The sequence below is a fragment of the Paenibacillus sp. FSL H7-0918 genome (assembly GCF_038007025.1).
Lineage (GTDB): Bacteria > Bacillota > Bacilli > Paenibacillales > Paenibacillaceae > Paenibacillus_AQ > Paenibacillus_AQ odorifer.
Map to the genome: position 1 here is coordinate 381,812 of NZ_JBBOWJ010000003.1, position 26,141 is coordinate 407,952.

Annotated in this window: 17 protein-coding genes; 5 read left to right on the top strand and 12 right to left on the bottom strand. The window is 42.7% G+C overall.

The window, feature by feature from the left end:
• Positions 1-109: 109 nt before the first annotated feature.
• The 6 genes from MHI15_RS21600 to MHI15_RS21625 form a co-directional block, all read right to left on the bottom strand.
• Positions 110-718 (bottom strand): TetR/AcrR family transcriptional regulator, encoded by a 609-nt coding sequence (locus MHI15_RS21600; protein WP_076133162.1) that lies wholly within the window; start codon positions 716-718, stop codon positions 110-112.
• A gap of 92 nt (positions 719-810) precedes the next feature.
• A complete protein-coding gene (gene ppsA / locus MHI15_RS21605) occupies positions 811-3,426 on the bottom strand; it encodes a phosphoenolpyruvate synthase (RefSeq protein ID WP_341164839.1) in 2,616 nt (871 codons plus the stop codon).
• Between the two features lie 285 nt (positions 3,427-3,711).
• Complete coding sequence (locus MHI15_RS21610; protein ID WP_340396644.1) at positions 3,712-6,363, bottom strand: endo-beta-N-acetylglucosaminidase; 2,652 nt, start codon at positions 6,361-6,363, stop codon at positions 3,712-3,714.
• Positions 6,364-6,589: 226 nt separating this feature from the next.
• Positions 6,590-7,513: a phosphotransferase family protein gene (locus MHI15_RS21615; protein ID WP_341164840.1), complete on the bottom strand. Its 924-nt coding sequence runs from the start codon at positions 7,511-7,513 to the stop codon at positions 6,590-6,592.
• A 71-nt stretch (positions 7,514-7,584) separates the two neighbouring features.
• Positions 7,585-8,607 (bottom strand): phosphotransferase enzyme family protein, encoded by a 1,023-nt coding sequence (locus MHI15_RS21620; RefSeq protein WP_341164841.1) that lies wholly within the window; start codon positions 8,605-8,607, stop codon positions 7,585-7,587.
• 151 nt (positions 8,608-8,758) lie between these two features.
• Positions 8,759-9,673 (bottom strand): ArsR/SmtB family transcription factor, encoded by a 915-nt coding sequence (locus MHI15_RS21625; RefSeq protein ID WP_341164842.1) that lies wholly within the window; start codon positions 9,671-9,673, stop codon positions 8,759-8,761.
• Positions 9,674-9,847: 174 nt separating this feature from the next.
• Between MHI15_RS21625 and MHI15_RS21630 the strand changes: the two genes are divergently transcribed.
• The gene (locus MHI15_RS21630; RefSeq protein WP_339187024.1) at positions 9,848-11,344 is read left to right on the top strand and encodes a glycoside hydrolase family 43 protein; all 1,497 of its coding nucleotides are present in this window, start codon (positions 9,848-9,850) and stop codon (positions 11,342-11,344) included.
• A 118-nt stretch (positions 11,345-11,462) separates the two neighbouring features.
• On the opposite strand, the gene MHI15_RS21635 is transcribed toward MHI15_RS21630, so the two are convergent.
• Entirely contained in the window at positions 11,463-12,314 is an 852-nt protein-coding gene (locus tag MHI15_RS21635; RefSeq protein WP_312149071.1) for an aldo/keto reductase, read from the bottom strand.
• A gap of 36 nt (positions 12,315-12,350) precedes the next feature.
• On the bottom strand, positions 12,351-13,316 hold the full coding sequence (locus tag MHI15_RS21640; protein WP_076281835.1) for an aldo/keto reductase: 966 nt from the start codon (positions 13,314-13,316) through the stop codon (positions 12,351-12,353).
• A 325-nt stretch (positions 13,317-13,641) separates the two neighbouring features.
• Here MHI15_RS21640 and MHI15_RS21645 point away from each other — a divergent pair, with 325 nt between their 5' ends.
• The 4 genes from MHI15_RS21645 (at position 13,642) to MHI15_RS21660 (ending at position 18,999) form a co-directional block, all read left to right on the top strand.
• Positions 13,642-14,316: a response regulator transcription factor gene (locus tag MHI15_RS21645; protein WP_036677195.1), complete on the top strand. Its 675-nt coding sequence runs from the start codon at positions 13,642-13,644 to the stop codon at positions 14,314-14,316.
• Positions 14,313-15,368, top strand: coding sequence for a HAMP domain-containing sensor histidine kinase (locus tag MHI15_RS21650; RefSeq protein WP_081383288.1), 1,056 nt, complete (start codon positions 14,313-14,315; stop codon positions 15,366-15,368). Before MHI15_RS21645 ends, MHI15_RS21650 begins: the two co-directional genes overlap by 4 nt.
• A 119-nt stretch (positions 15,369-15,487) precedes the next feature.
• A complete protein-coding gene (locus tag MHI15_RS21655) occupies positions 15,488-17,239 on the top strand; it encodes an ABC transporter ATP-binding protein (RefSeq protein WP_076130605.1) in 1,752 nt (583 codons plus the stop codon).
• The gene (locus MHI15_RS21660; protein ID WP_076307836.1) at positions 17,239-18,999 is read left to right on the top strand and encodes an ABC transporter ATP-binding protein; all 1,761 of its coding nucleotides are present in this window, start codon (positions 17,239-17,241) and stop codon (positions 18,997-18,999) included. The genes MHI15_RS21655 and MHI15_RS21660 overlap by 1 nt, the downstream gene beginning before the upstream one ends.
• 102 nt (positions 19,000-19,101) lie before the next feature.
• Here the strand turns inward: MHI15_RS21660 and MHI15_RS21665 are convergent, their stop codons facing one another.
• The 4 genes from MHI15_RS21665 to MHI15_RS21680 all read right to left on the bottom strand — a co-directional run bounded on the left by MHI15_RS21665 (position 19,102) and on the right by MHI15_RS21680 (position 26,135).
• Entirely contained in the window at positions 19,102-20,664 is a 1,563-nt protein-coding gene (locus tag MHI15_RS21665) for an ABC transporter substrate-binding protein (protein ID WP_076130604.1), read from the bottom strand.
• A gap of 90 nt (positions 20,665-20,754) precedes the next feature.
• Complete coding sequence (locus tag MHI15_RS21670; protein WP_081383287.1) at positions 20,755-21,690, bottom strand: carbohydrate ABC transporter permease; 936 nt, start codon at positions 21,688-21,690, stop codon at positions 20,755-20,757.
• A gap of 13 nt (positions 21,691-21,703) precedes the next feature.
• Positions 21,704-22,609, bottom strand: coding sequence for an ABC transporter permease (locus MHI15_RS21675; protein WP_305953568.1), 906 nt, complete (start codon positions 22,607-22,609; stop codon positions 21,704-21,706).
• 175 nt (positions 22,610-22,784) lie between these two features.
• On the bottom strand, positions 22,785-26,135 hold the full coding sequence (locus MHI15_RS21680) for a glycoside hydrolase family 9 protein (protein WP_341164843.1): 3,351 nt from the start codon (positions 26,133-26,135) through the stop codon (positions 22,785-22,787).
• Positions 26,136-26,141: the final 6 nt, after the last annotated feature.

Here is a 26,141-nt window from a genome sequence, read left to right on the forward strand (position 1 = left end):
AAAAAAATAGGGACCCTCGTAGATGCTTAATGTGCATATCCACTTAGTTGTCCCTCATTGCAGCGTTGTGCGTCAGTTCCACCCCACACCTAAATTCGGCGCATTGACGTTATTCGTTTAAGCTTTTTAGTCCATGCAGCCAGTATAAGCTTAATGCCTCAAAAATCCGTTTCCGGCTATCGGCGCTCATCTCATGCTTTAATAAATCCAGAATCATATTGATGACATTGTTCGCGATGATCTTCAGCAGAATCATATTTTCTTCGGTTCCGATTTCGTATCTTTTATAATGATCCTTAATATAGGGCCTTTTAGTTTCGATCATCAGATCGATCAGCTCGTTTTTGGCATTGCTATATACGGTCCCTTTATTCTTTTCAAAAATAATAACAATCTGCCTGCTGTACTGGGTTAATATAGTTATTTGCTCTTGAACGATAGCTGATTTTTTCTCATTATTAACATCATCAAAAAAAGTCTGGTTATCGATGCGAATATTTTCCACTAACACATTCTTCAAATAGTCCACTAAAGACGGCGGAACAACCGAATAGAACAACTCTTTTTTATTTTTAAAATAAGTATAAATATTTCCAACAGAAATTTGAATTTCATCGGCAATATCATTCATTTTGGCATCAGAGAAGCCTTTTTGGAAAAATACCTTTAAAGCGGCGGATTCAATTTCCTGTTTCACTTCATCTTTTTTAGACTGCATATTGCCCCTCACTTTTAATAATGAACTGATAATTCACTATTAAAAATAATTCAAAAGCTTGAATTTGTCAAACCACATTCGTGAATCAGCCATTACAATATCTCGATATAGCCTTCTGTTCCATGCACACGAATTCGTTGCCCGTCTTTTATCAATTTGGTAGCGTTCTCCACGCCGACAACTGCTGGCAAGCCATATTCACGCGCAATAACTGCCCCATGGGTCATGAGTCCACCAACTTCAGTAACTAGGCCTTTTACAGATACAAACAATGGAGTCCAGCTAGGGTCAGTAAATAAGGTAACTAATATATCTCCGTTTTCTAGATCAGCATCCTCCATGTTTAAGACGACACGCGCACGTCCCTCTATAACACCGGCAGAAACCGCTAAACCTACAATAGCTTCAGTTGGGAGGTTTTCTCGTTTATACTTCCCCGCAATGATTTCACCTTCAGACGTAATAACACGTGGTGGAGTTAGTTTTTCAAATAATTTGTACTCTTCTTTGCGTTTGCTGATGATCTGGTAATCCAATTTATTGGAGCTTACAACTTCGCATAGTTCTTCAAAAGTGAGGTAGTATATATCTCCTTTTTCAGGAATAACTCCCGCTTGTACTAGTTGTTCTGCTTCTTTCAGTAAAGCTTGTTTATAAACGAAGTAGCGATTAACCATGCCGTATTTTGGGTATTCTCTAAACCCGCTGAAATTCCGGATGAGATCAATCATTCGTTTTGTTTCATTCGCTTTTTGTTCACCATCGGGTAATTGCTTCAATCGATCTAATAGCTCTTGTTCTTTTTTCAAAGCTTCTTGTCGACCTTGCTCAAATTTCCGATGGCCAGCATTAGGTTTAAAGTTTTTGATATTACTGAGAATCATGGGGACAAGTGTAGTTGGTTTTTCGCTCCAACGAGTTCTTGTAAGATCGATTTCTCCGGTACATCGCATTCCGTATTTACTGAGATAGTCATAGAAAGCGTCTTGGGTTTCCTGCCCACCCTCAAAGCTAACCAGTTCATTTAAGAAATTTTCATCTTTAACCTGCTGTAAGTAATCAATGACTTCCGGATAAGGCCGAATCACATCAGCGAGATTGAGTAGCGCCAGACCCATTTCTGAAGTTATATTGCCTTGTACAGATTGAGAAAGCGTATCCGCTACGTTTTTTTCACCCAACCACTCGTTTATTTTTTCATTGATCCATGCTGAAGCATCCATAGCCGCCATAATCACACGCATACTTTGTGGGTTGAATAGAATCTTCTTTAACTGCTGCATATCTTCCAGAATAAAATCAAACAACTCCGCCCCTGATTTGGTTTGAATGTTTTGTTGCAACTCTTCTATCGAGGCTTGGTTGCTCTTAATGAGGTCAGAAACGATTGTCGGATCATTTTCGAGTTGTACTTGAGAATCACTAGGTGGCAGGCTTGCATTGCTCTTACTCGGAGTAGAAGCCTTTTCATTATCTGCCGAAAATTTCATAAAATCTTCTCGCTCTACGATGGTTATGAGTGCGTCTTTTATGAGGGGATCAGATTTACCTAAGGCTTCTATGATCATTTCTCTGCTGCCAGATGAAGCAAGACTTGGTGTGACATCAACAAACAATCTTCCGCCAGCTGTACGCATAGGTGCAGGAGTCGTTAACAGGTAAAAAGCCAATCCCAGCGGTTTCATGGGATCTGTCATCATTTGTTGATGACCAACAGATACATAAACGTGGTTTTCTTGATCATTCGCTTCTGGGATGGGGAATAAAGTCGTGATTGGCCGACTCTGGACGATATAAAATGTATCCTCAGCCAGACACCATTCGATATCTTGTGGGCAACCAAAATAAGCTTCAATCTGTCTGCCTATCCTTGCTAATTGTAAAATTTGTTGTTCAGTAAGTGTTTGAGTCTCTTGCTGATCGATTTCGATCTGCCGGGTCTCTGTTCCGCCTTCTTTTAATCCGTAAATAGCCAATTTTTTGGTCGCTATTCTCTTATCGACAATTTTCTCTTGCTGTACTTTATAACCATCGGCAGATACCAAGCCAGAGACCAGAGCTTCGCCAAGTCCAAAACTGGCATCGATGGATAGTAGTTTCCGGTTAGAAGTAATCGGATCAGCGGTAAATAAAATGCCTGAAGCCTGTGGAAAAACCATCCTTTGAACGATAACGGATAAATAAACTTGACTGTGGTCAAATCCATTTTGCGTACGGTAGATTACGGCACGATCCGTAAATAGAGAAGCCCAACATTTGCTGATATGCTGAAGGATTGCTTCTATGCCGATGATATTTAAATAGGTATCTTGTTGACCTGCAAAAGAGGCATGTGGTAAATCTTCAGCGGTCGCACTAGAACGCACTGCATAAGCATGTTCATCACCCAGCTGGGTGAGATAGTGAGAAACTGCCTTCACAACATCGGAAGGAATTTCTGCTTCCATAATGATTTGCCGAATCTTCCTACTGATTTCACCGATTTGATCCCGATCTTCTACTTTTAGCATAGTTAGTTGATCCAAAAAAGCATGATACGTTTGGTTCTGTTCGAGGGCTTGGTGATATCCTACTGTTGTAATACAGAATCCTTCTGGTACTTGTATTCCTTCTATTTGTGATAGTTTCCCTAAATTTAACCCTTTTCCGCCAACGAGCAAAAGCTGTGTATTGTCCACTTCCTGAAAACCGAGAACTAAAGAACGCATTTATTATCGCTCCTAACTATTAAATTGAGAAAAAAATTGACAAGAATTTAATGGCATGATAAACTAAATATATAAGATGCAATTATTATGCCTAACTATATAAATTCAGTCGTGAGTTGATTATATCATCGTGTCTTTTCATATGCAATATATAAGAATCTGATGAGATAAATCAGGTTCTTTTTTTGATTTCAGCTATCATTAGTGTTAAAGCAAATAAACCGTAGCCCCTCAAGTGGCCTACGGTTTATTTGCTTTAATATTAGAATGACGTAATAGGGTATATTATAATCCCTTCACTTCAAACTCATAGATTCGCGCTGCCGTATCGGCTCCCTGCGTAGGTTTGAGAATCAATAATTTTACATAGCGGGCTTTTACTAACGCAATTGAATCAGTCGACTCGGCAGCCGAGTTTCCTTGGACGTTGACGACATCCGTCCAGTTCGTTCCGTCACTGCTGACCTGAATCGTATAATCACTGGTATTAAAACCGGACCATTCTCCTCCGCTCTCAGCATGCTTGATGACAAAAGCGCTGAGTTGATGTTCGGCGCCGAGGTCGACCTGAAGCCAATGGGGCAGATTGCCAATTGCGCACCATTTACTGTTATCCGTCACTTTACCATCTACGGCGTTAGGTGCCCCTTCCTTTTCCCCGCAGGCATGATCGGCTGTTGCAGTTTTACCAAGTGCCAGATTTTTCACTGCTCCAGCTTCCTTACTCACTGTGATAAGCGCTTTTTTCGTAATTGTGTCTTGGCCCGAGCTGTTAGTTGCAGTCAGCGTCACACTATAAACGCCTTCCTGAGCGAACGTCACAACTGGGTTCTTTGATGTGCTGACCGCGGGGCTTCCACTTTCGAAGGTCCATGACCATCCTTCTGTCACTTCAGTCGACAGGTCGGTGAAGTTTACGCTCTCGCCTGGAGCGACTAGGGTTTGATCAGTTTTGAACTCCGCAGTCGGCTTTGGATAATCCGGCCAGCTGATCTTCACGCTAGAGGATTGACCTTGCTCGTATCTTCCATTGACGGAAACAACCTTCAATACTGTGATAGTTTCTTTGTCTATTCTTCGCATCTCAGGAACGTAAAACACATGATTTGGTGTTGCACCTATGAACATCTCACTGCCATCTGGAAGCACTCGATAGATTTCGTATTGCTTGACCTGTTGGTCAAGCTGTTTCCACTGTAATCTGGCATCTCCATAAATACCATTGCGAAAATCAGTTTGAGTGACCTTAAGATCGCGAACCGCGGGTAGTGGTTTGATTGGGTCATTAGCATTTTGAATGGAGAGCTGGCCAATTTGAATGTTGTAATTATTAACCTCATTCTTAGAATCAAAATACAGTGACAACGCTACGATCCGTTTCCCTTTGTATGGGGTCAAATTCAATGTTTCAGTTGTCCAGTCTGGCGATGTCTTATCCTTCACATTAAGGAAGATATTTTGATCGGGCTGATCTGCGAATGAAAGACCAACCTTCACGCTTGGCTTATTTTGTGTTTTGTACGTAATAGACAGCTTTGTGCTTGCTTCGATCTTAAGGTCGGTCTTGTAGAGCTTCAAATGTGTCGCATTGTTAGGGTTCAGCACGCCTGATACCATCAACGAACTGCCGCCGTAATAGGCATCGGACCAATCGAGCACTGGTGAAAGCGGGGTACCTTTGCTGTCTGCAATCCAGCGCCAGGAGGGAAGAATATCCTGCAGACTCCGGTTGTTCCAGCCTTTATCCCGCACCTGCTTCCCTCTTACAAAATATTTCTGTCCGCTTCCCGTGTTGAAGTTGGTGGTGAAAGGCAGCTCATTGATTGGTGATGATTCGATCACATCGTTAGCGATACCTTTCCAGGCTTGATCACTCGAGGTGTTACTCGGATTCCCGTTTGGACCCACCCAGAATTTATTCTCGCGTACGAAGAAATCTTCCATACTCTCTGCGCTGTTAAAAGCCCAATCGGGGCGGTAAATACCAAGGGAAGTAACGGCAGGATCTTTATCCGGAAACAACAGATTCCAGTTCACCTTTGTATCGTAACCCTTGGCTTCGACATCGATGCCTGCATACAAGTCATAAGGACTTCTGCCCAAGCTTCTAGCCTTCTCTGCCGAGCTTTTAAGATCCTTCCACCAAAAGTTCAGGAACATATTGTCTGTTATTTGCTTTTTATTGTCTTGCAGGAACATCGCATTCTTGTCGTTAAGTGCATTTTGCCAACTGATACTGCCCTCATTGGTCATGGAATCATACCATACGATGTGCATAGAATTTGACTTGTGTGACTCCAAATAACTTAGGAAAGCTTGCATTTGCTGTGCGTCAGCCGGCGTTCCGCCCTCAGTCTCCTGGTTAATAAACCAGCCGTCAAATCCGTAATGGCTCGCAACCTGGATCAACTTGTCAGCAGCAGGAAAGGAGCCGTCACTATTCTGCTGAAGCATCTGCTTGACCCATTCATACTTCCCGCCATATACGGTTGGTGGGAAGAATACCGTTCCAATGATCGGCACCCCATTTTTATGAGCCGCGTCGATCGTATCAGCGCTTGGAGGTACGATGATCCCTTCGCCCGCGGAACCACCCCAATAGACCAGCTTGTCAACATATTGCCAATAGGTAAATGTGTTAGCTTCGAATTTGCTTGAACCCTGCGATGGAACTCCGCTTGTTCCCGGGTTCAGTGCTGATAAAGCCATGACTTTTGGCGTTTTGGTTGCATGAGCGTTGACTCCATCTGCTACAAAACGGTCCTGCAGCGGCACTGTGCTCCGGTTAAATGCGGCATCCGGGTCGGATGCCGGACTCCACTGAAGCAATTGCTCCGGAAACCAATAGGATGAATAAGGCTGTTTCGCGAACGTAGTTGTGGATAAGGCTGCGCACATCACAAGTAAGAATATAAAACCTGCCCCAATCTTTTTCATGCCATACTCCTCCAATCGATTGATTAAATGATTGCGCTTACATTTTATCAAGTTGGACAAAGCTATAGATAGTGGATTAATGGCAAGTTCAGGTGCATTTATTACAGGTCGTCAGCCTAGGCTATAATCCCAGTGGGGAATTTGCTCCTAGAAATTTGATATTTATATACAAAAAGCCGCAATTATGCGGCTTTTAAATGTTTATGATAAGGTAAAGCGTCAGTTATTACACTTTTAGGTTTAAAAGAAAATGCCGTGTGTCCTGATAAGCCTCTGTCCAGCCCATCTTAGCATAGAATCGAAGTCCATCGAGTCCCTTAAAATAATAGGCACCGATTAGCCGCTCCTCAAAATTCGGGGTTACTATTCTAGCTTTCTTTTGATAATTTTGATATGTGTTAATGACATCACACCAAGGCATATGCTTGTTGAGAACCGCAAGGTCTATGAGAGAATCGCCATACATGCAATTTCCATCAATAATGCCGGTTATCCGTGTTCCGTTGGACAACATATTCCACTGTTGAAAATCTCCGTGTATAAAGCTTCTATTAGATTCATTATAGGGTACATAGGTCATCAAACGACTATAGATTTCTTCGTATACGTCTCTTTCCAAGCAAGACGTGCGGAAGAGTTCATGCCAATTCTCCCAGAATGTCCCCGTCTGATCTTCCGCATTTACGGCAATGACGAAGTCTTTCCAAGATGAATAGGAACCATTGCCGTCAGGTCCGATCCAACCATAACCGTTAGTTCCCCCAATATCCGCTTCGGCCATTCTTGTTAAAATGCCGATAATTTCTGGCATCAGACGGGTTTGTTCCTCTGCTGTACAATCGGATAGATTGCGACCTTCCATTCGCTCCATGATCAAATAGGTTAACTGATTAGTCCTCCCTAACCCCAAACATTTTGGGAAAGGGATACCTTGGTCGAGTAGCAAATTAGATACAAATTGTTCGGTCTCATATGCTCGTTCCAAATCGCTGAATTTCACAACATAGTCTTTTCCTTCTAAAATAAAAGAAAACACGTTGCTTATATTGCCGCCAGACAACGGTGTAATCTCAGCCGCTCCCTGTCCAAGATGATTCCACAGTACTTTTTCAATTTCACTCATGGTCAATTCCGGTTTTTCGTAAGCCATATTTACTCCAACTCCTGCTTATTTGAGTCTACATATGAATTTATCCGCAGCATATCAAAAACACCCTCATCCTAAATATCTCGTTTCTCATACTCAAAGGGTTCATCACATGAGTAAATTTCATGGAAAAATCCTACATATGGGATATCGTCTTCTAGACATTTTATACGATATGACAGCTCTTCATCGCATTCCGGGTCTTCACCATTGTTCCGCATTACCTCGAATGCATCAACGATGTTTTCCATGAGGGTTACTTGGATAAATAATGGCAATGTGTCTAACATCGAATCTTCGATCCTGGTCTCGGATCTGTAGCCATCAAGGACTGTTTTAAAATAATCATCCATAAACTTTTTGCGTTTATCAGTGTCTTGTTCAAATTGTATCCAGCCCACTCCAAGTGTCCAGAGATTTGCCAGGTCATACATATACCAACAAAAGCAGGAGTTATCGAAATCAAAAACAGTTATTTGCCCTGTATCAAAATCGATCATATAATTCCCATCGCAGTAATCAAAATGAACCATCCCAAAAGACTCGTGATTCCTGTCCATCCCTTCTAAGGTTGTTAAGAGATCTACCAGTTTCTCTTTCAACAGAGATAACGAGTCAGGTATTAGCTTATCTATATAATCGGCATTGTATTTATCAAAAAAATAATACCGGGAATGGACAGGTGTATAACCCTTCGATAATTGATGCATTTTTCCAAGAACTTTGCCACAGTTATAATAGTATTCCGTAATAGGAACGCCTTCCCGATACTGATAATTATTTTCCACGAGCATACCCCCCTTGGCCTTTTCAAACAAGCAGACAAAAAAGGTATGATTATTAAGAGTTATCGTTTCCAGCAGATTCCCCTTCTGGGAGTTGACCACATTCGAAACACTGCCGCCATGCTCGTACAAATACCTGATATATTCCACTTCACCCAAAATATCTTCTCGGCTTCTGTCACTTAAGAAGGCAATTCTGATTATTTTTGCTTCAGAATCAGCTTTATCACAGTTATATGCGACATTCCGTCCTCCTTCATGTGCATTGATAAGCCTGATTTCACAACCTTCCAATCCGTACAATTCATTCACTAATGGAAGTAAGTGTGTATCAGCGATTTTAATAACCTCGTTATAATTCAGAATATCTCTCCTTTCAACTTCTTCAATATATGGATAGTTTACCAGCTCCAGCTGATAAACTGGATGGAGAAAACAACTATAACTGAACTATCCTGCTTCATTAGGTCATCGTTCCTAGGTACACACGAATGAAAATATCTTGGTCATGGTTACCGAATCCAGCCCCATAAAGTGTCAAACCACCAACATTAACAGCCTTCTCGTCAACTGCGAACCGAAGCGTCCAGAATTGTTCCCGTAGCAAAATATCTGCGACAGTAATGTCCGACATCCTTTCTTCATCAATAAATGTGCCCGAAGTGTCAATGCGGATCGTCTTCAATAACCCGTATTGATTTACATTCCGATGCCACCAATCCGGAGTATATATGCCTCGTGCCGCTCTTCCAAAGTCTGCCGGACTGGTCCAAGTTCCAAGCTTCACACCGTTAAAAAAGAACTCAATATCCGAAGGCCAATGATCTTTCAAGCCTGGCGCTTCAGAAGCAATTTCCATTGAAATCTCGATGGCCTCGGGCATTTGACCGGGAAGTAAGTAGTTAGGCGTTTTGTACTCTACGTAACCTCTCCCAAACCACAAAATGCCGGCGTTGACCCGCTCGGGATCGAGAAAATAGCGGGGATCGTCCCAAACCCCAATCTCTTTCTCTTGTGTCCCAAGACCACATGTAGGATGGACATCAAACGAGGTATAATGACCGACTGAAATGGTCTGCTCTCTGATCCTCGGAGTTTGAGTGGCAGTGGGGAGTTCGATTTCAACTCTTTTTTGTTTAAGGAAGCACATTTTGTGTGTTCCTCCGTTTAGGCGTATCCTGTGACTTCCTGTAAGTCCAGCTTGTTCGAGCTTTCGGATATGCATAGTAACTATGGAAGGGCTAAGCTCTAACTTAGCCGCGATCTCCTTCACATTCATTTCATTATCTGCAATGAGGCTCATAATCCTCCATCTGACTTCGCTTGCCAGCGCTTCATACAACGACATGAATTTTGCTTCGCCGTTTGCTTTGATCATCATCATAATCACCTGACCTGTGCTTATTGAAATTACATATATATTAATTTAATAAATATAACGTATATCTTCAACCCCGATTCATTGAAAACCTATAAGCAATAGTGTTTAATTTTCTTAGTAGTTAAATATATTGAATTCTTATTTATATGAATTAATTAATGAGGTGGAGAAATGAAATACAATAACCCGGTCATCAAAGGGTTTTATCCTGATCCCAGCGCATGTAAAGTTGAAGACACTTATTATTTGGTCTGCAGTTCCTTTCAGTATTTTCCCGGTGTTCCGATTTTTGAAAGCAAAGATTTAATTAATTGGACCCAAATCGGTCATTGCTTAACCCGAAAGAACCAGATTCAACTGGATACTGTGGATAGCTCCGGTGGTGTATTCGCCCCCACCCTGCGGTACAATAATGGACGATTCTACATGACGACCACTAATGACACTCTGCGCCAGAACTTCTATGTCTGGACTGACAATATTTACGGCGAATGGTCTGATCCGATTAATGTAGATCAAGGCGGTATTGATCCGGATTTGTATTTTGAAGACGGCAAAACGTATTTCATGAGTAATGGGACAGACGATTACGGAGTTAATGGTATAGTCCAATGTGAAATTGAAATTGAAACTGGGCAGAAGCTGTCGCCAAGCCGTTCAATCTGGCAAGGATCCGGTGGGCGTTATTTGGAGAGTCCTCATTTATACAAAATTAATGGACAATACTATCTACTAGCTGCTGAGGGTGGAACCGAATATGGGCATATGGTTACTTATGCAAGAGGCAATTCTCCTACTGGTCCATTCAAAGCCTACCCGCATAACCCCGTATTGACTAATCGAAATTTAGGCGGTTACGAGCTTCAGGGAGTTGGACATGGAGATTTGGTACAAGACCATGAGGGGGAGTGGTGGCTGTTACATCTCGGATTCCGGCAGACTGGCCAGTATCTTACCTATCACCATTTGGGGCGCGAGGTTTTTCTAACTCCGATTACCTTTGGCGAGGATGGATGGTTTACAGCAGGTCAGGAAGGTACCACACTTATAAGTTTCGAGACTGATCGTATTGCGGACACAGTCATTCAGCAGGAGAAAAGAGTCTTTACGTTCGAGAATACAGATTGGAATTTGGACTGGTGTTACCTGCGTCACCCGGTTACAGAAAATTATCGGTTAGAAGCTGATAAAATAAAGCTTAAAGGAACAGCAGTTACGTTAGATATCCCGGCTACTCCGACATTTATTGGTATACGTCAAAAAGATTTTAACGCAATTATTTCCTGCCAAGTCAGCCTTACGAATGGTGAAGCCGGAATTACACTTTACATGGACGAAAATCACCATTATGACTTGGCCTTGCGTAAACATCCAGAGGGTTATGAGATTATCGAACGGCTGAATATCGGAGATATCAAATCCATTGAAAAAACAAAAAATATAGGTCAGTGCAACCATGCTTCATTAGTTGTCAAAAGCAGTCCAACGCATTATCACTTTTATATCCAGGTAGACGGTACTGAGATCTTACTCGGAGCTGCGCAAACCAAATATCTATCCTCTGAAATAGCCGGAGGATTCACAGGTGTGCTTATTGGTTTGTACGCCACTGGAGAAGATCAAGATTATAATGCGATATTCACAAACTTTAGCTGCCTTTATTCTTAAACCTTCAAATTAGAATGAACTGTTCAAGGCTAAGGGTGTTCATATAAATAAAAGAGGGGTTAACCCCTTAATTATGGTTAACCCATCTTTTATAAAAACCAACAAGATCCTAAGAAAATTAGATATCCAGCTTCCTGGTACTTAACGCTTTTACCATTACAGGATCTCTATGTGAAAAGAACAAACTCTCTTTTGTGTCTAACAGCGCAATTTGTTCTATATCCTCTGAGTTTAATTCAAAATCAAAGATATTAAAGTTTTCAATTATTCTTTCTTTCCGGACAGACTTTGGAATCACAACAACTCCTCTTTGCGTCAACCAGCGTAAAACCACTTGGGCAACAGATTTATTATATTTTTGAGCTATTGATACTAAAACTTCGTTCTGGAACATGTTGTTTTTACCTTCAGCAAATGGACCCCATGATTCAATCTGAACATTGTTTTCTTTCATGAATGCAGCACTTTCAATTTGTTGGCAGAAGGGATGTGTCTCAACTTGATTAACGGCAGGTGTTACTTCATTATGAATAATCAAATCAATCAGACGATCGTTCTGGAAGTTACTTACGCCAATCGCTCTGATTTTTCCTTCACGGTACAATTCCTCCAGCGCCCGCCAAGAACCATGCACATCGCCAAATGGCTGATGAATTAAATACAAATCCAAATAATCAAGATGCAATCTTGTAAGGGATTTTTCAAATGCTTCCTTTGTACGTTCGTATCCTGTATCTTGAACCCATAATTTCGTAGTAATAAATAGATCCTCTCTTGGTACTCCACTCCGTTTGAGGGCTCTTCCCACCGCTTCTTCGTTTAGGTATGAGGCTGCGGTATCTATCAGTCGATAACCTGACATGATCGCATCGTAAACAGCTTGTTCACATTCAGCTTCATTTTGAATTTGAAAAACCCCAAAACCAAGTATCGGCATTTCAACACCATTGTTCAAAATAACTTTTTGCATAAAAAATCCTCCTATTAGTTGATGATATAGCTCTATTTAAAAGTGTGAACTATCAATATCCATTTTAGACAAAGCTTCATTTAGACTATCTACATCTTCCTTTGTTAATTTGAGATCAGCTCCATATAGGTTTTCTTCTAATCTGTTTAATTTTGTAGTGCCTGGAATTGGAATGATATATGGTTTTTGAGCTAATTCCCACGCGAGTACGACTTGAGCTGGTGTTGCATTTTTACTTTTTGCAACTTGAGTAATTAAATCTAATAACACTTGATTATGATCAATCACATCAGGTTTGAATCTTCCCATGAAACTTCGATAGTCACCTTCATCATATTTGGTTTCCTTGGTATATTTACCACTTAAGAAACCATTTCCTAATGGACTGTAAGCGATAAAAGCAATTCCTAACTCTTCACAAAGCTCAAACAACTCTTTTTCCGGTTCACGCCACATCATGGAGTACTGATTTTGGGTTGCAGTAATCGAACATACAGCATGTGCTCGTTTCATATAATCAATCGGTGCATTAGAGACTCCCCATGTTTTAATCTTCCCTTCAGCTATTAAATCTTTCATTGTTTCTGCGACAGCTTCAGGTTCGACATTCGGATCCACTCGGTGCTGATAATATAAATCAATGCAATTGACCTTCAACCTTTTTAATGAGCCTTCTATTTGTTCACGAATAGAATCTGGTGTGCTATTCAAAATAAGTTGAGGTTGACCGTCTACAGCTTCTTGTCCTAAAATTCCAAATTTAGTTGCAATCACAACTTGATCTCTTAGTGGTGCAAGGGCTTCGCCTACTAATTCCTCATTGGAATCTCCATAAAAAGCAGCAGTATCAAAGAAATTACATCCTAGTTCAACTGCTCTGCGAATTAATTTAACCATTTCATTACGATCGGCTGGCTTTCCATAGGCATGATCCATTCCCATACAGCCAAGCCCTATTGCCGAAACTTCCAAGCCACTATTTCCTAATTTACGCATTTGCATCTGTGATCTTCCTTTCGCATGAAGTTCAGTCAAAGTTCAACGTTCGACGTAGTCTGCATTATTTTCAGCACGTTAATCCAGCTAAATTAGTTTGGGTACTATTTTAGTATGCAACAATTTTTCACAAAACAGATATCATAATAGTATTAAATCATTGCCTATTCCTCTCATTTCATTGAATTCTCCCTATGTATGAGTCACTTTATATCGACTACAAGGATTTCAAACCAAATCTTAAGATTAGATAAATATTGATTCTGCTCCCTTTAAAACAAAATCCTAACAGGTAATAATGGATACAAACCTACTATTGGAGTGAACAGTAATGATTAACATACTCGTAGTTGAAGATGATAAGCATGTAAGAAGACTTCTTGAAGCTGTTCTGAAACGCGAAGGATATGATGTTGTAACTGCTGAAGACGGAGTTAAAGCTTTGGAGGTCCTTGATTCACAGCATATTGATCTAATCATTCTGGATATCATGATGCCTAATATGGATGGTTATGAATTCGCCAAGGAAGTAAGAGATGCCGATAGCTTGGTCCCCATTCTTATGGCTACAGCAAAACAGCTGCCTGAAGATAAGAAAAAGGGGTTCCGGATTGGAACTGATGATTATATGACCAAACCCATTGATACCGAAGAAATGCTGCTCAGAATCCAAGCGCTGCTTCGCCGTTCGCAAATCGCAAGTGCCCGTAAATTAGTAGTGGGTAAAGTGATCCTTGATTATGACGCATTGACAGTAACCCGGGAGGACGAGAAACAAACGCTTCCGCAAAAAGAATTCTATTTGTTGTATAAGTTGTTGTCCTATCCTGAACGGATTTTCACGCGCATCCAGCTTATGGACGAGATATGGGGCATGGAAAGTGAAAGTACGGATACAACCGTTAATGTGCATATCAATCGTTTGCGGAAACGGTTTGACGCTTATCCAGAGTTTGAACTGGTTTCCGTCAGAGGTCTTGGATACAAGGCGGTGCGAAGCCAGTGAGCAAAATAAGTAACAAGCTCAGCAACAGAATCAGCCTTCCCATCTATTTTTCTCTTATCATATTTTTCATCTTTCTTATTACCGTTGTGATTACAGGACTACTCTTCTTTCTCGCACAGGTTTTTGGTTTGTTGAACGAAGAGCTTGCCCAGGATGGATTCGTACTACCCATAATGGTATTAATCGCTTGTACAATTATCGGTACCACGATATCAGCCATCACAAGCCGGAAAATGGTAAAATCCATCCGGATATTTATAGAGGCCACAGAGCGTCTTGCCAGTGGTGACTTCTCCATGCGGCTCCAGCTCAAAAGCCCGCCAGAGTTTGAAATTCTATCAGAGAACTTTAACCGTATGGCTGAAGAGCTTGGGGGTATCGAAATTCTGCGAACTGATTTTGTAAACAATTTTTCCCATGAATTCAAAACACCGATTGTATCTATTAAAGGGTTTGCTGAAGTCTTAAAGAATGATGATCTTACTAAAGAGGAACGTGATGAATATCTAGATATTGTCATTGAGGAATCGACCAGACTTGCCTCCCTTGCTTCGAATGTACTGGAGCTGACGCAGGTTGAGACGCAAAAGATTCTGACAAACAAAATGCGGTTTAATGTTGGGGAACAAATTCGCCAGTCTGTGCTTTTACTGGCTGCCAAATTTGAGAAGAAGCACCTGAAGCTGAATGTTAATATTCAGGATTATGAACTCTCCGGCAATAAAGAGCTTTTAAATCAAGTTTGGTTAAATTTATTGGATAACGCGATCAAATTCACTCCTGAGCATGGTGAAATTGAAGTTAAGATGAAGAAAAACGAAGATAACCTGGTGATTCTAGTTCATGACTGCGGAAGCGGTATTCATCCTGAGGCTCTTCCCAAGATATTCGATAAATTTTATCAGCAGGATACTTCCCACTCGACTGCAGGCAATGGACTTGGATTAGCAATTGTTAAAAAAATCATTCATCTACACCATGGAACCATTTCTTGCGAAAGCATTCCATTACAAGGAACCACATTTACAGTTACGATTCCGATTGGAATGTAGTGCGAGCCCTGGAGAACCTCATCGTTCTTTCAGGGTTTTTTTATTTTTCAGAAAAGTTAACTTTCAGTTTATCTTCTTTCGTTATCATTTAAGCAACGCCACATAAAGGAGTCAGATGTATGGTAACTATACTTAAGTACTTAAAACCGAAGGAATGGGCCCTAATCGGTATCAGCATCCTATTCATTGTCACACAGGTATGGCTGGATCTGGAATTGCCCGGTTATATGAGCGAGATTACTCGTCTTGTACAGATACCAGGGAGTGAAATGAGCGAAATCATTGCAGCCGGAGGCTGGATGTTGCTCTGTGCCCTCGGCAGCTTAGCCACATCAATTATAGTGGCAGGGATCGCCGCTAAAATTGCCGCCAACTTCTCTTCAAGATTACGCTCCAAATTGTTTGATAAGGTACAGTCTTTCTCTATGGAAGAAATCAACAACTTCTCTACAGCTAGTTTAATTACCCGTTCAACAAATGACATTACACAAGTGCAAATGCTGATTGTCATCGGTCTGCAACTGCTGGTGAAGGCTCCCATCCTTGCCGTTTGGGCAATGCTCAAAATTACAGGCAAGAGTTGGCAGTGGTCGCTTGCTACCGGTGTCGCCATTGGGGTATTGATTCTTATTGTCGGCATAGTGATCGTGCTAGTGCTTCCGAAATTCCAAAAATTGCAGCAACTGACTGATAATCTTAATCGTGTTGCAAGAGAGAATCTTACCGGCCTTCGTGTCATTCGTGCGTATAATGCGGAAAGCTACCAGGAAGATAAATTTAGCGTAGCCAACAGCGAGCTTACCCGAACGAATTTATTCGCCAATAATGTACTGTCCATGATGATGCCAAGTATTTCTCTGATTATGAGCGGTTTAAGTCTCGCAATATATTGGATTGGTGCTATTTTGATTCAAAATGCCAATGGTACGGCGAAGATGGGCTTATTTTCAGATATGATTGTCTTCTCATCCTATGCGATGCAGGTGGTTATGGCATTCATGATGCTGATCATGATTTTTATCCTGATGCCTCGTGCCCATGTATCCGCTAAAAGAATCAATGAAGTGCTGGATACTAAGCCAAGCTTAGAGAACGGATCACTTACTTCCTCCAAGGCAAATCGGTTGGGTGAGGTCGAATTCAAAAATGTCAGCTTTAAATATCCGGATGCAGAAGAATACGTTATTGAAGATATCAGCTTTACGGTGAAAAAAGGAGAAACTGTAGCCTTCATCGGTTCAACCGGATGCGGAAAAAGTACCGTCGTGAACCTGATTCCTCGCTTTTATGATGCTACAGCAGGTGAAGTGTTGGTGGATGGTATTAATGTTAACCAATATGAGCAAACTGCACTGCGCAATAAAATGGGATATGTATCTCAGAAAGCGATTTTGTTTGGCGGCACGGTGAGCTCTAATGTTGCTTTTGGCGATAATGGCAGTGATCTGTCCTCTGATGTTGTTGATGCCATTTACACCTCTCAAGCTTCAGATTTTGTTGAAAAGATGGAAGGAAGCTACGAGGCTCATGTCTCTCAAGGCGGTACGAACTTGTCTGGCGGTCAAAAACAACGTCTTTCCATTGCCCGAGCCATTGCCCGTCGTCCTGAAATATTAATCTTCGACGATTCCTTCTCAGCGCTTGATTATAAGACGGATCGCAAATTGCGAAGTGAATTGAAGAAAAAATCCAGCGGTACAACGATACTAATCGTTGCCCAACGGATCGGTACAATCAAAGATGCAGACAAAATCATTGTACTGGAAGCCGGACGAATGGCAGGCATGGGAACACATGATGAATTGATGCAGACCTGTGATGTCTACCAAGAGATTGCTTACTCACAACTTTCAAAGGAGGAGCTAGCTTAATGAACAAAAGCAAAGAGCAACTCAACACGTGGAGCAAACTTCTCCACTATTGCAGAAAATATATCCCTGTAGTTCTTATAGCTATTATTAGTGCAGCAATCGGTACGGTTCTGACTCTGCTTGGACCGGATAAGCTTTCGGAGATGACAGACTTGATCACGGCCGGCCTCGTCACCGGAATTGATATGGAAGCAGTAACTTCTATCGGCCTTTTCCTTGTATTTATCTATATCCTTAGCGCTATGTTATCTTTGGTACAAGGATTAATTATGTCCGCAGTTACGCAAAAGGTCTCCAAAAACTTAAGAGCCGATCTCTCACGCAAAATGAACAAACTTCCGATCTCTTATTATAATAATTCTACAACCGGTGACATCCTGTCCCGGGTTACCAACGATGTGGATACGATCGGGCAAGCTTTAAACCAAAGCGTCGGCACACTGGTAACTGCCCTTGCCCTCTTTACGGGATCCATCATCATGATGTTCAAAACAAATGTGATCATGACTATTACGGCGGTTGTTGCAACTATCATTGGCTTTGGCCTCATAGCGGCAATTATGAAAAAATCCCAAAAGTATTTTCAAAGTCAGCAAGAATACTTAGGGAAAATCAATGGCCATGTGGAGGAAGTATATACAGGACATACTGTAGTGAAAGCCTACAATGGTGAATCGCAAATGCGCAATACATTTGAATCCCTGAATATGAATCTTAAAGATAGTGCATTTAAAGCGCAGTTCCTCTCCGGTCTTATGATGCCGATTATGATGTTTATAGGCAATCTAGGTTTTGTGGCCGTTTGTGTAGTTGGTGCTGTACTTGCTATGAACGGAACGATATCCTTTGGGGTCATTGTAGCCTTTATACTGTATGTCCGTTACTTTACACAACCGCTCTCTCAGATTGCTCAAGCCGCACAAAGTCTGCAATCGGCTTCCGCGGCAAGCAAACGTGTCTTTGAGTTCCTCGATGCTGACGAAATGGACAATGAAAGTCATAAAGAAAGACATCTTAAAACTGCTGTGGGCAAAGTTGATTTTGAACATGTGCAATTTGCTTATGAAAATTCAGATAAACTTGTGATTAAAGATTTTTCTGCAGAGATTAAGCCTGGGCAAAAAATTGCTATAGTCGGTCCTACCGGCGCAGGTAAAACTACACTGATAAATCTTCTAATACGGTTTAATGAATTAAAGGGCGGAGAAATATATATTGATGATACCCCCATCAGCAGCTTAACAAGAGAAAACATCCATGATCTATTCTGTATGGTCTTGCAGGACACCTGGCTTTTTGAGGGCACTATCAGGGAAAATCTAGTGTACAACAAAACAGGTGTAACCGATAAAGAAGTTGAAGATGCTTGTAAGTCGGTAGGCTTGCATCATTTCATTCAGACCTTAAGTGCCGGTTATAATACCATACTAAATGACAAAGTTAATTTATCCACGGGCCAAAAGCAACAGCTTACGATCGCCCGCGCGATGCTCAAAAATGCCCCAATGCTCATCCTCGATGAAGCTACAAGCTCAGTCGATACAAGAACAGAGCTCTTGATTCAGCAGGCAATGGATAAGCTCATGGAGGGAAGAACCTCTTTTGTTATTGCGCATAGACTCTCAACCATTAAGAACGCCGATGTGATTCTGGTTCTGAAGGAAGGCGATATCCTGGAAAGCGGCAGCCACGAAGAACTACTTGCCAAAAATGGTTTTTATGCGGAGCTTTATAATAGCCAATTCGACCAAGCCTCTTAAAGCCTAGTTGACACTGTGAATTATATAACGAAAGTCAAAAGGACCTACTCATTGTTCTTATCCAGAACAATGAGTAGGTCCTTTATTTGCTATGAACACATATCATCTACTGGCAAGGAATTCATCAAGCTGTTTTTGCTTTTCAGCAATGACTTTATCTAGGCCGGCCGATTTTTGGGCGGCGATAAATTTCGGCAATTCTTTGTCCAGATCAACCGAGCCGGTCTCAAGCATCTTTTGATATTCTCTTAGAACGTTTGCTAGTGCTCCGACTTCGGATTTGACTGGCTCGCTGTCAAAGGTGAAGCCCAGTGCCGGCGATGATTTAGCGCCTTCGTTGAACTTTTTGAACTGCTCCCACTTGTCTGGAGCTTCCGAACTCCAGACATAGTTCAGGAATTGATTTCCCAGCTCCCAAGCGACGCCCGGTGCGTACTGTCCTGACTTCTCCGTCTGCGTCATAACATTACCATTAAGTGTAAAGTGTGTACCTTCAATACCGAAGTTAAGCAGATTAATAATTTCTTGATCTGTATGAAGCAGGTTAATCAGCATCATGGCGCGTTCCGGGTTCTTAGACGTTGATGAGATGGCTAACATGGCGCCGGTAGTCTCCGATGTGGCGACCGTTTTACCTGTTAAAGTAATTTGTGCAAGCTTGCCATCAAGTCCTGTCGCGGATGCGATTTCTTCTGCTTTGCCTGGCTTAAGAGGCTCTACAGTGGAAAATACATTGCCCGTCTTATAAGCATCAAGGGATGACGTTTGGGAAGTGGCCGCATCTTTGTTAAGATACCCCTTCTGGAAGAAATCACGGGTTACTTTTAATGCATTTAAGTATTGTGGATACTCTTCGGCCGGTTTGACTGTCGCTTCCGTGCCATTCTTATCGATAGCGCCAGGTATCGTCGTATCACCTAAAAAATCCAATTCCACAAAGGAGTGAGAGGCGAACGTGCCACCCGTTGTATACAGCGGATACATGGTTGGCTTCTTCTCTTTAACGATCTTATAAACGGCATCTAAATCTTCGATCTTTTGCACTTTACTCATGTCAATGCCGAGTTCATCAGCGATATCCTTCCGGTACACAATGCCCCCTGACGATGCCAATTCTTTATTCGTAGGGACTGCATAATTTTTGCCGCCGATTTTGGAGCCATCGAGAAAAGCTGGATCTAAGCTATCCTTAATGCCCTGGCCATACTGATCGAGCAAGGGACCGAGATCTAAGTAAGCACCTTTGGCAACGTTCTTTGCATACCCGTTCCATGAGGCTGTAAATAGAATGTCTACGGGCTCTCGAGAAGCGATGATGAGGTTAGTCTTATCATCCCATGCTCCCCAATCGATTGGTGCGATATCTACCGTCGCGTTGATTTTTTCGGTCAAGATCTTGTTCAGCGCTTCCTCGACGATAGCCTCGTCCGCCTGTGGAGCTCCTTCGTAGACCAGCTTTATTTTATAAGGCTCCAGCTTCGAGGGCTCATTGGATGTGTTATCGGTGGTTGAGTTCGCTGATGAGCTCGGTGCGGCGCTTTCTTTTCCGGCATTATCTGGTGTAGCGTTGTTCGAGTTGTTTGAATTGCCGCAAGCCGTAGTGGCTAATGCTGAAATAAGCATCAATGTGAGAAGCAGTGAAGCCTTGCTTTTCGTATCCTTCATTTTCAAGTAATCCCCCCATAAAATAAAATGATATGCTAAACCATATACTGGTTTTAGCCGTTTCCGTGCCCACGTAAGTGATCGGCAATCTTAGCCTTTAACGGAGCCTACTGTCAGGCCTCTGATAAAGTATTTCTGGAAGAACGGGTAAGCAAATACGATAGGTCCAACACCTACAACCACCATCGCCATACGCACGGTTTCACTTGGAAAGTTGATCATTCCGCCAGCTCGGGTAATTTCAGCCATCGCGTTCGGGTTACTGGATAAGTACTGGATGTTGACCATCATCTTGTAAAGAAAGTACTGCACGGATATATTGTGGTTGTCTGTAATAAACATTAGGCTTAGGAACCAGTCGTTCCAGTATGTCAGTGTTTGGAACAGTGCAACGGTTGCCAGAACCGGCAGAGATAATGGCAATACAATTCGGATAAATATCCGTAGCTCCCCTGCCCCATCTATTTTTGCTGACTCCAGCACAGCTTCAGGTACGGTCTCCTTAAAGAAAGTGCGCATGATCAGTACCCAGAATGCGGACATGATCAGCGGCATGATCAGTGCCCAAAGTGTATCTTTTAATTCCAGCATCTGTACGTATACCAAGTACCAAGGGACTAAGCCGCCGGAAATCAGCATCGTTAGAAAAACAAAAAATGTAAAATACTTAGCCTGCGGAAAATTATTCCGTGAAATGGGGTACGCATACAGAGCTATTATGATGACACTTAGTATCGTACCTATCACCGTGACGGTTAGTGAGATTCCATAGGAATGAACGATTTGACTGATATCTTTCATTAGGAATCGATAGGCTGCCAGATTGAAATTTTCAGGCATAAATCGATATCCGTGTGTCATAACGGACTGCTCATCGGAGAACGATACCGAAAGAATCAGCAAAAGCGGTAGGATACAGAGCGCCGAATAGATGACAAAGAAGATGTTGATGAGGGTTGACGCCCATCCCGACAGCTGATTCTTTGGATTGGACCCAGATAAGGATTTACTCATTGTATTGGTCATAAGGGCTCCTCTCTTAGAACAGCGCGTTCTCGCGGTTAAAGCGGCGAACGACCCAATTAGATACAAAAACCAAGATGAAACCAACGACTGATTGGAACAGGCCTGCTGCTGAGGAAAGTCCGATATCCCCAACGGTCAAGAAGGTGCGGTAGACATAGGTATCGATAACGTTTGTCACAGGGAACAATGCCCCCGATTCACGTGGCACTTGGAAGAATAGACCAAAGTCGGCATTGAAGATCCGGCCAACCTGCAGCAAAGTCATAATCGTGAGGACAGGCATGATCAAGGGAATCGTGATTTTCTTGATCTGCTGCCACTTGTTTGCCCCATCAATTGTCGCGGCTTCGTAGTACTCCTCGTCGATACCAATGATTGCTGCCATGTACACAACCGTGTAGTACCCCATGTTTTTCCACGTGTTAATGATCGGCAAAACGATCGGCCACACTTCTTTCGTGAAGTACCAGCGTACGGAATCAAGACCAAGCGCCGGCAGCAACGTGCCGTTGAAGTATCCTCGCTCGTCGCTCATGAACCCATACACTAAGTACGAGATGACGATCATCGACAGGAAGTATGGCAGGAACATGATCGTTTGGTGTAGCTTCGAGAGGAAGCGGTTCTTCATCTCGTTAAGCATCAAGGCGAACCCTAGAGGAAGCGCCATGTTCAATACAATAAACAGCGAATTATAAAGCAATGTGTTGCGAATGATGATGTACGAATCCTTCGAGGCAAACAAATATTCGAAATTCTTCATCCCTGTCCATGGGCTTCCCAGGATTCCGTCCTGGTAATTGATTGTTTTAAAGGCAATAACGATCCCGAACAAAGGGATGTAGTTATTTATTACAAGCAGAACGATTCCCGGCAGCATCATTGCGTAGAACATCCAGTAAGTACGAAGATTCTTCACGATGGAAAAATTACGTACAGTACGTATTGGTTTCCTATTTGTAGGAAGCGGCATAGCTTTCAATAGAGTTGTTGCACTCCTTTCACTGTCTTACACACTCCCCACACCGTTGTTTAGGCGGTAATGGGGAGTTCAGGTTTTCACTATTGAGCCGTAACGTCAATTGTGACGTTACTTATTGAGGTTCTGTTCCCCACTGAAGAGCGCCTGCGATATAGCCAGTTGTATGGCTCCAATCGGTGTAAGTCGAATCGGTCGGATCGAAGGAGTAATCTCCCGTCTGCGTGTAGTTCGTCCAATCGGTCTTGTTCACGCGGATCTGAAGCTCAATGCTGGCTCCAGCTGCCAAACTTCCGGCTCCGCTCGTAAAGCCGATTTCCAGATAATGATCAGCTCCTGTCAAAGGAGCCGGCAACTTGACGAAGTCGCCAGTTACGTTGCTACTGCCGACAGTGGACCAATCGCACCAGAAATTCTGGTCCTTCTCCCCATCGATCGTGTAATAATAATGAAGCTTCACATCGGACAGATTGATGGCAGTGGTACCGGTGTTCTTCAGCTTTATCCGAGGGCTCAACGAATTGCTCGTTGCCGTAACAGGAGAATTGTACTGCTGCACTTTGATAGAACCACTTTCGGCAGTGGGGGTATCGACCACGGAGACCTCAAGATTCGCACTTACTCCTGCGCTAAAGTTGAACGTCAGCGTCGTTGTTCCCAGCGGTTGGGCAGCCAGATATGCCTTCTGAATCGTCACTGTCGTGCCTGATACGGTGTAGTCCGTATCAGCAACTAGGGCAGTCGTGCCATTATTAATGCCGATGAGTGTGTTATCGTTCAGCGTCAAGGTCACCGGAATGTCGGTCTGATTCGCGGTTTGCTTGTCAAAGGCAGCGGTCGTCGGACTGATCGTCGAGTTAATAACCGACGAATCGTTCACAGCAACGGATAGCGTAGCAGATGAACCGGCGTTAAACAGGAAAGTGAGGTTCGCCTTGCCGATTGGCTGCTGAGCGAGATAGCTCTTGTGTAGAGTGACCGTGTTGCCCGAAACGGTATAGTCCGTGTCCACAACGAGAGATGTCGTACCGTTCTTAATGTCGGTGAGCGTGTTGCCGTTCAACGTTAGAGTCACCGGAATATCAGCTTGATTTGCTGTTTTCTTATCAAAGGCAGCAGTCGTTGGACTAATGGTCGAATTGCTGCTATTTCCGGTTGCGAATGCGGCAATGAATACCAACCCTGAATTCCAATAAACGGTATGTTCATTTGTAGTCCATTCTTGGAAGTTATCGGTATAGTTTTTGGCTGCAAATCTTGATATCTGGTTTCCTACGGTTATGTCGTTGGAGTATTTATTCGGTCCTCCGACAAGATATCCCTTAGGTACACCAGGTAATCCATCTGTTCTATACATGATGCTGAACGGATATTTCACGCTGTTATCGCCGTAACCTGATACAAAAGATACGCCTACCGGGTTCTGGCCAAGAATCCAGTCTAACTGACTATTGTTAATCTCATTAATGATAGCGCGGTTGCTCTCAAAAGTTCCCAGTAACTTCGTACCGATGATCATTTCCATCGGTGTGTCCGCAACCTGCATGGTGATTCCCCAATAGTAGTTACCATCTTTTATGATGCTTTTCCAAGGGCTATCGTTATATCTGCTCACTTTGTCATTGAACCATTGCTGGAATTTATCCGAATACCAGCTTAAGACTCCGGAGTCCGGATTAGCAGATTTCAGATAACTGAAGAAGCCTGTATTCCAGGTGTTTGCCCAACCACTGGCGAAATCAAGGGTATCCTCAAAAAATATTCCCATATCGGTGTAATTCGCCAGGAAATAATCATTGTATTCGGCATCGCCGGTCGATCGGTACAGGGAGCCTGCAGCCCACAGACGATTCGAAGCGTCATCCGTCACATCGTAAGGCCATCTGCCCGTGTTAGGCGTCCGAATATTTTCCGGATGTGCTTCCAGGTACCCCCATGCGTCTATTGCCGCATCCAAACAACTTTGGGCAAAAGCCGGATCAATATTCTGATAAATTAAGTAGGCATGTGCCAATACACCGGCTGCGGTAGCTGTATCGGCGGTCGTTTTGATATCAGTCCGCGAGCTTACCGTATCCTTATCGATAATTTCTCTGTCTACCATATTGTCGTCATCCTGAAAGGTCACTCGCGCATAGAAACCGCCAGTTGCAGCATCCTGCATTTTGAGCATCCATTCCAGTTCCCACCTTGCCTCATCCAGGATGTCGGGAATGCCGTTTCCGCTCTCAGGAATATTAAATTGATTGTCTGTAAATTTCTCCGGCATCATTTCATAGGCCCAGAAGAGATCCGACAAGGCTTTGGCTCCTGCGTTAACGTACTTGCCTTTATCACCCGCATCGTACCATCCCTTGGAAACATCTTTTTTGATGGAAGGGTTAGACATTAAAGGCACTGCGGTGTCAGGAGTAAAATCTGTTCTTTGATAATTTTGAGTGTATGGGCTGGTAATATTAATCCCGGTTCTCTGGTAATAGAAGTATCTTGTTACGTCATTTAAAAAGGGTTCATAGATTTCGTTAGCTTCGCCGATAGTGAACTTGGGCGAATTCTGAAGACCCTGCACTGAAACATAATATTTTCCCGGAATCGTTAAATTTGTGAAATCGGCGGTAAAAATACGCTCCCCGCTATCGATAGCATCATAATTTTTGGTGAGTACAAGCGTTCCGGAGTAAGCTGTCGAATTATTTGTGGCGTTAATAATGTTAAACGTAGTACCTGCATCGACCGTGAGCACATCCTCAAAACCGGTTACAAGCGCTTGCTTTACTCCATCTACGGGATACCCTAATTGATTGACCTTGATGGGGGCGTACTCTTTCTCCTTATCGGGAGACGTAACCCTAATGTCATTAAGCCACACTTTTAAAGGTTGAAAACCATTATTCTTGATGGATAATGCATCTATGGAAGATACATCAATTCCTTGGGAGACCTGAATTAGATCCTTTAACGGGATCTTCACATGGGTCCAACTTGTAGTAATGTTGACGTAGTTGTTAATGTTTACTGTAGTGGTAATTTCATTGCCGGCAGCTCTTTCGAATACCCGGTCTTTGAAGCCCAGTAAAAAGGACTCTCCGCCCGCATTTCCTTTGATATTAAACTCAAGGAATCCATTTGGATGATAAGAGGTAAAGTCATATGCTTTCCAGCCGGCAACTGTAATTAAAGCGTTGTACCAGGAAGGACTGGTAGGCGTCTTCGCATTCAACAATAATGAAGGCAATCCATTGTACATTGCTGTAGTATCAATGGGCAGCTTGCTGTTCTCCGTCTCCAATCCAAACCCGCTATCTCCTGCCCAGCCGTCGGATATATTACTGAATATTTGGTAATCTAGTAAGTCTCTCCACCCTGCAGGCGCTTCGGGGGTTGCCGCATTAGTCTTGATCGGATTTGAAAAAAAGATAGCCACAAACATAGTTAATGCCAGAAACACGCTTACTTTTTTCCTCATTACCTC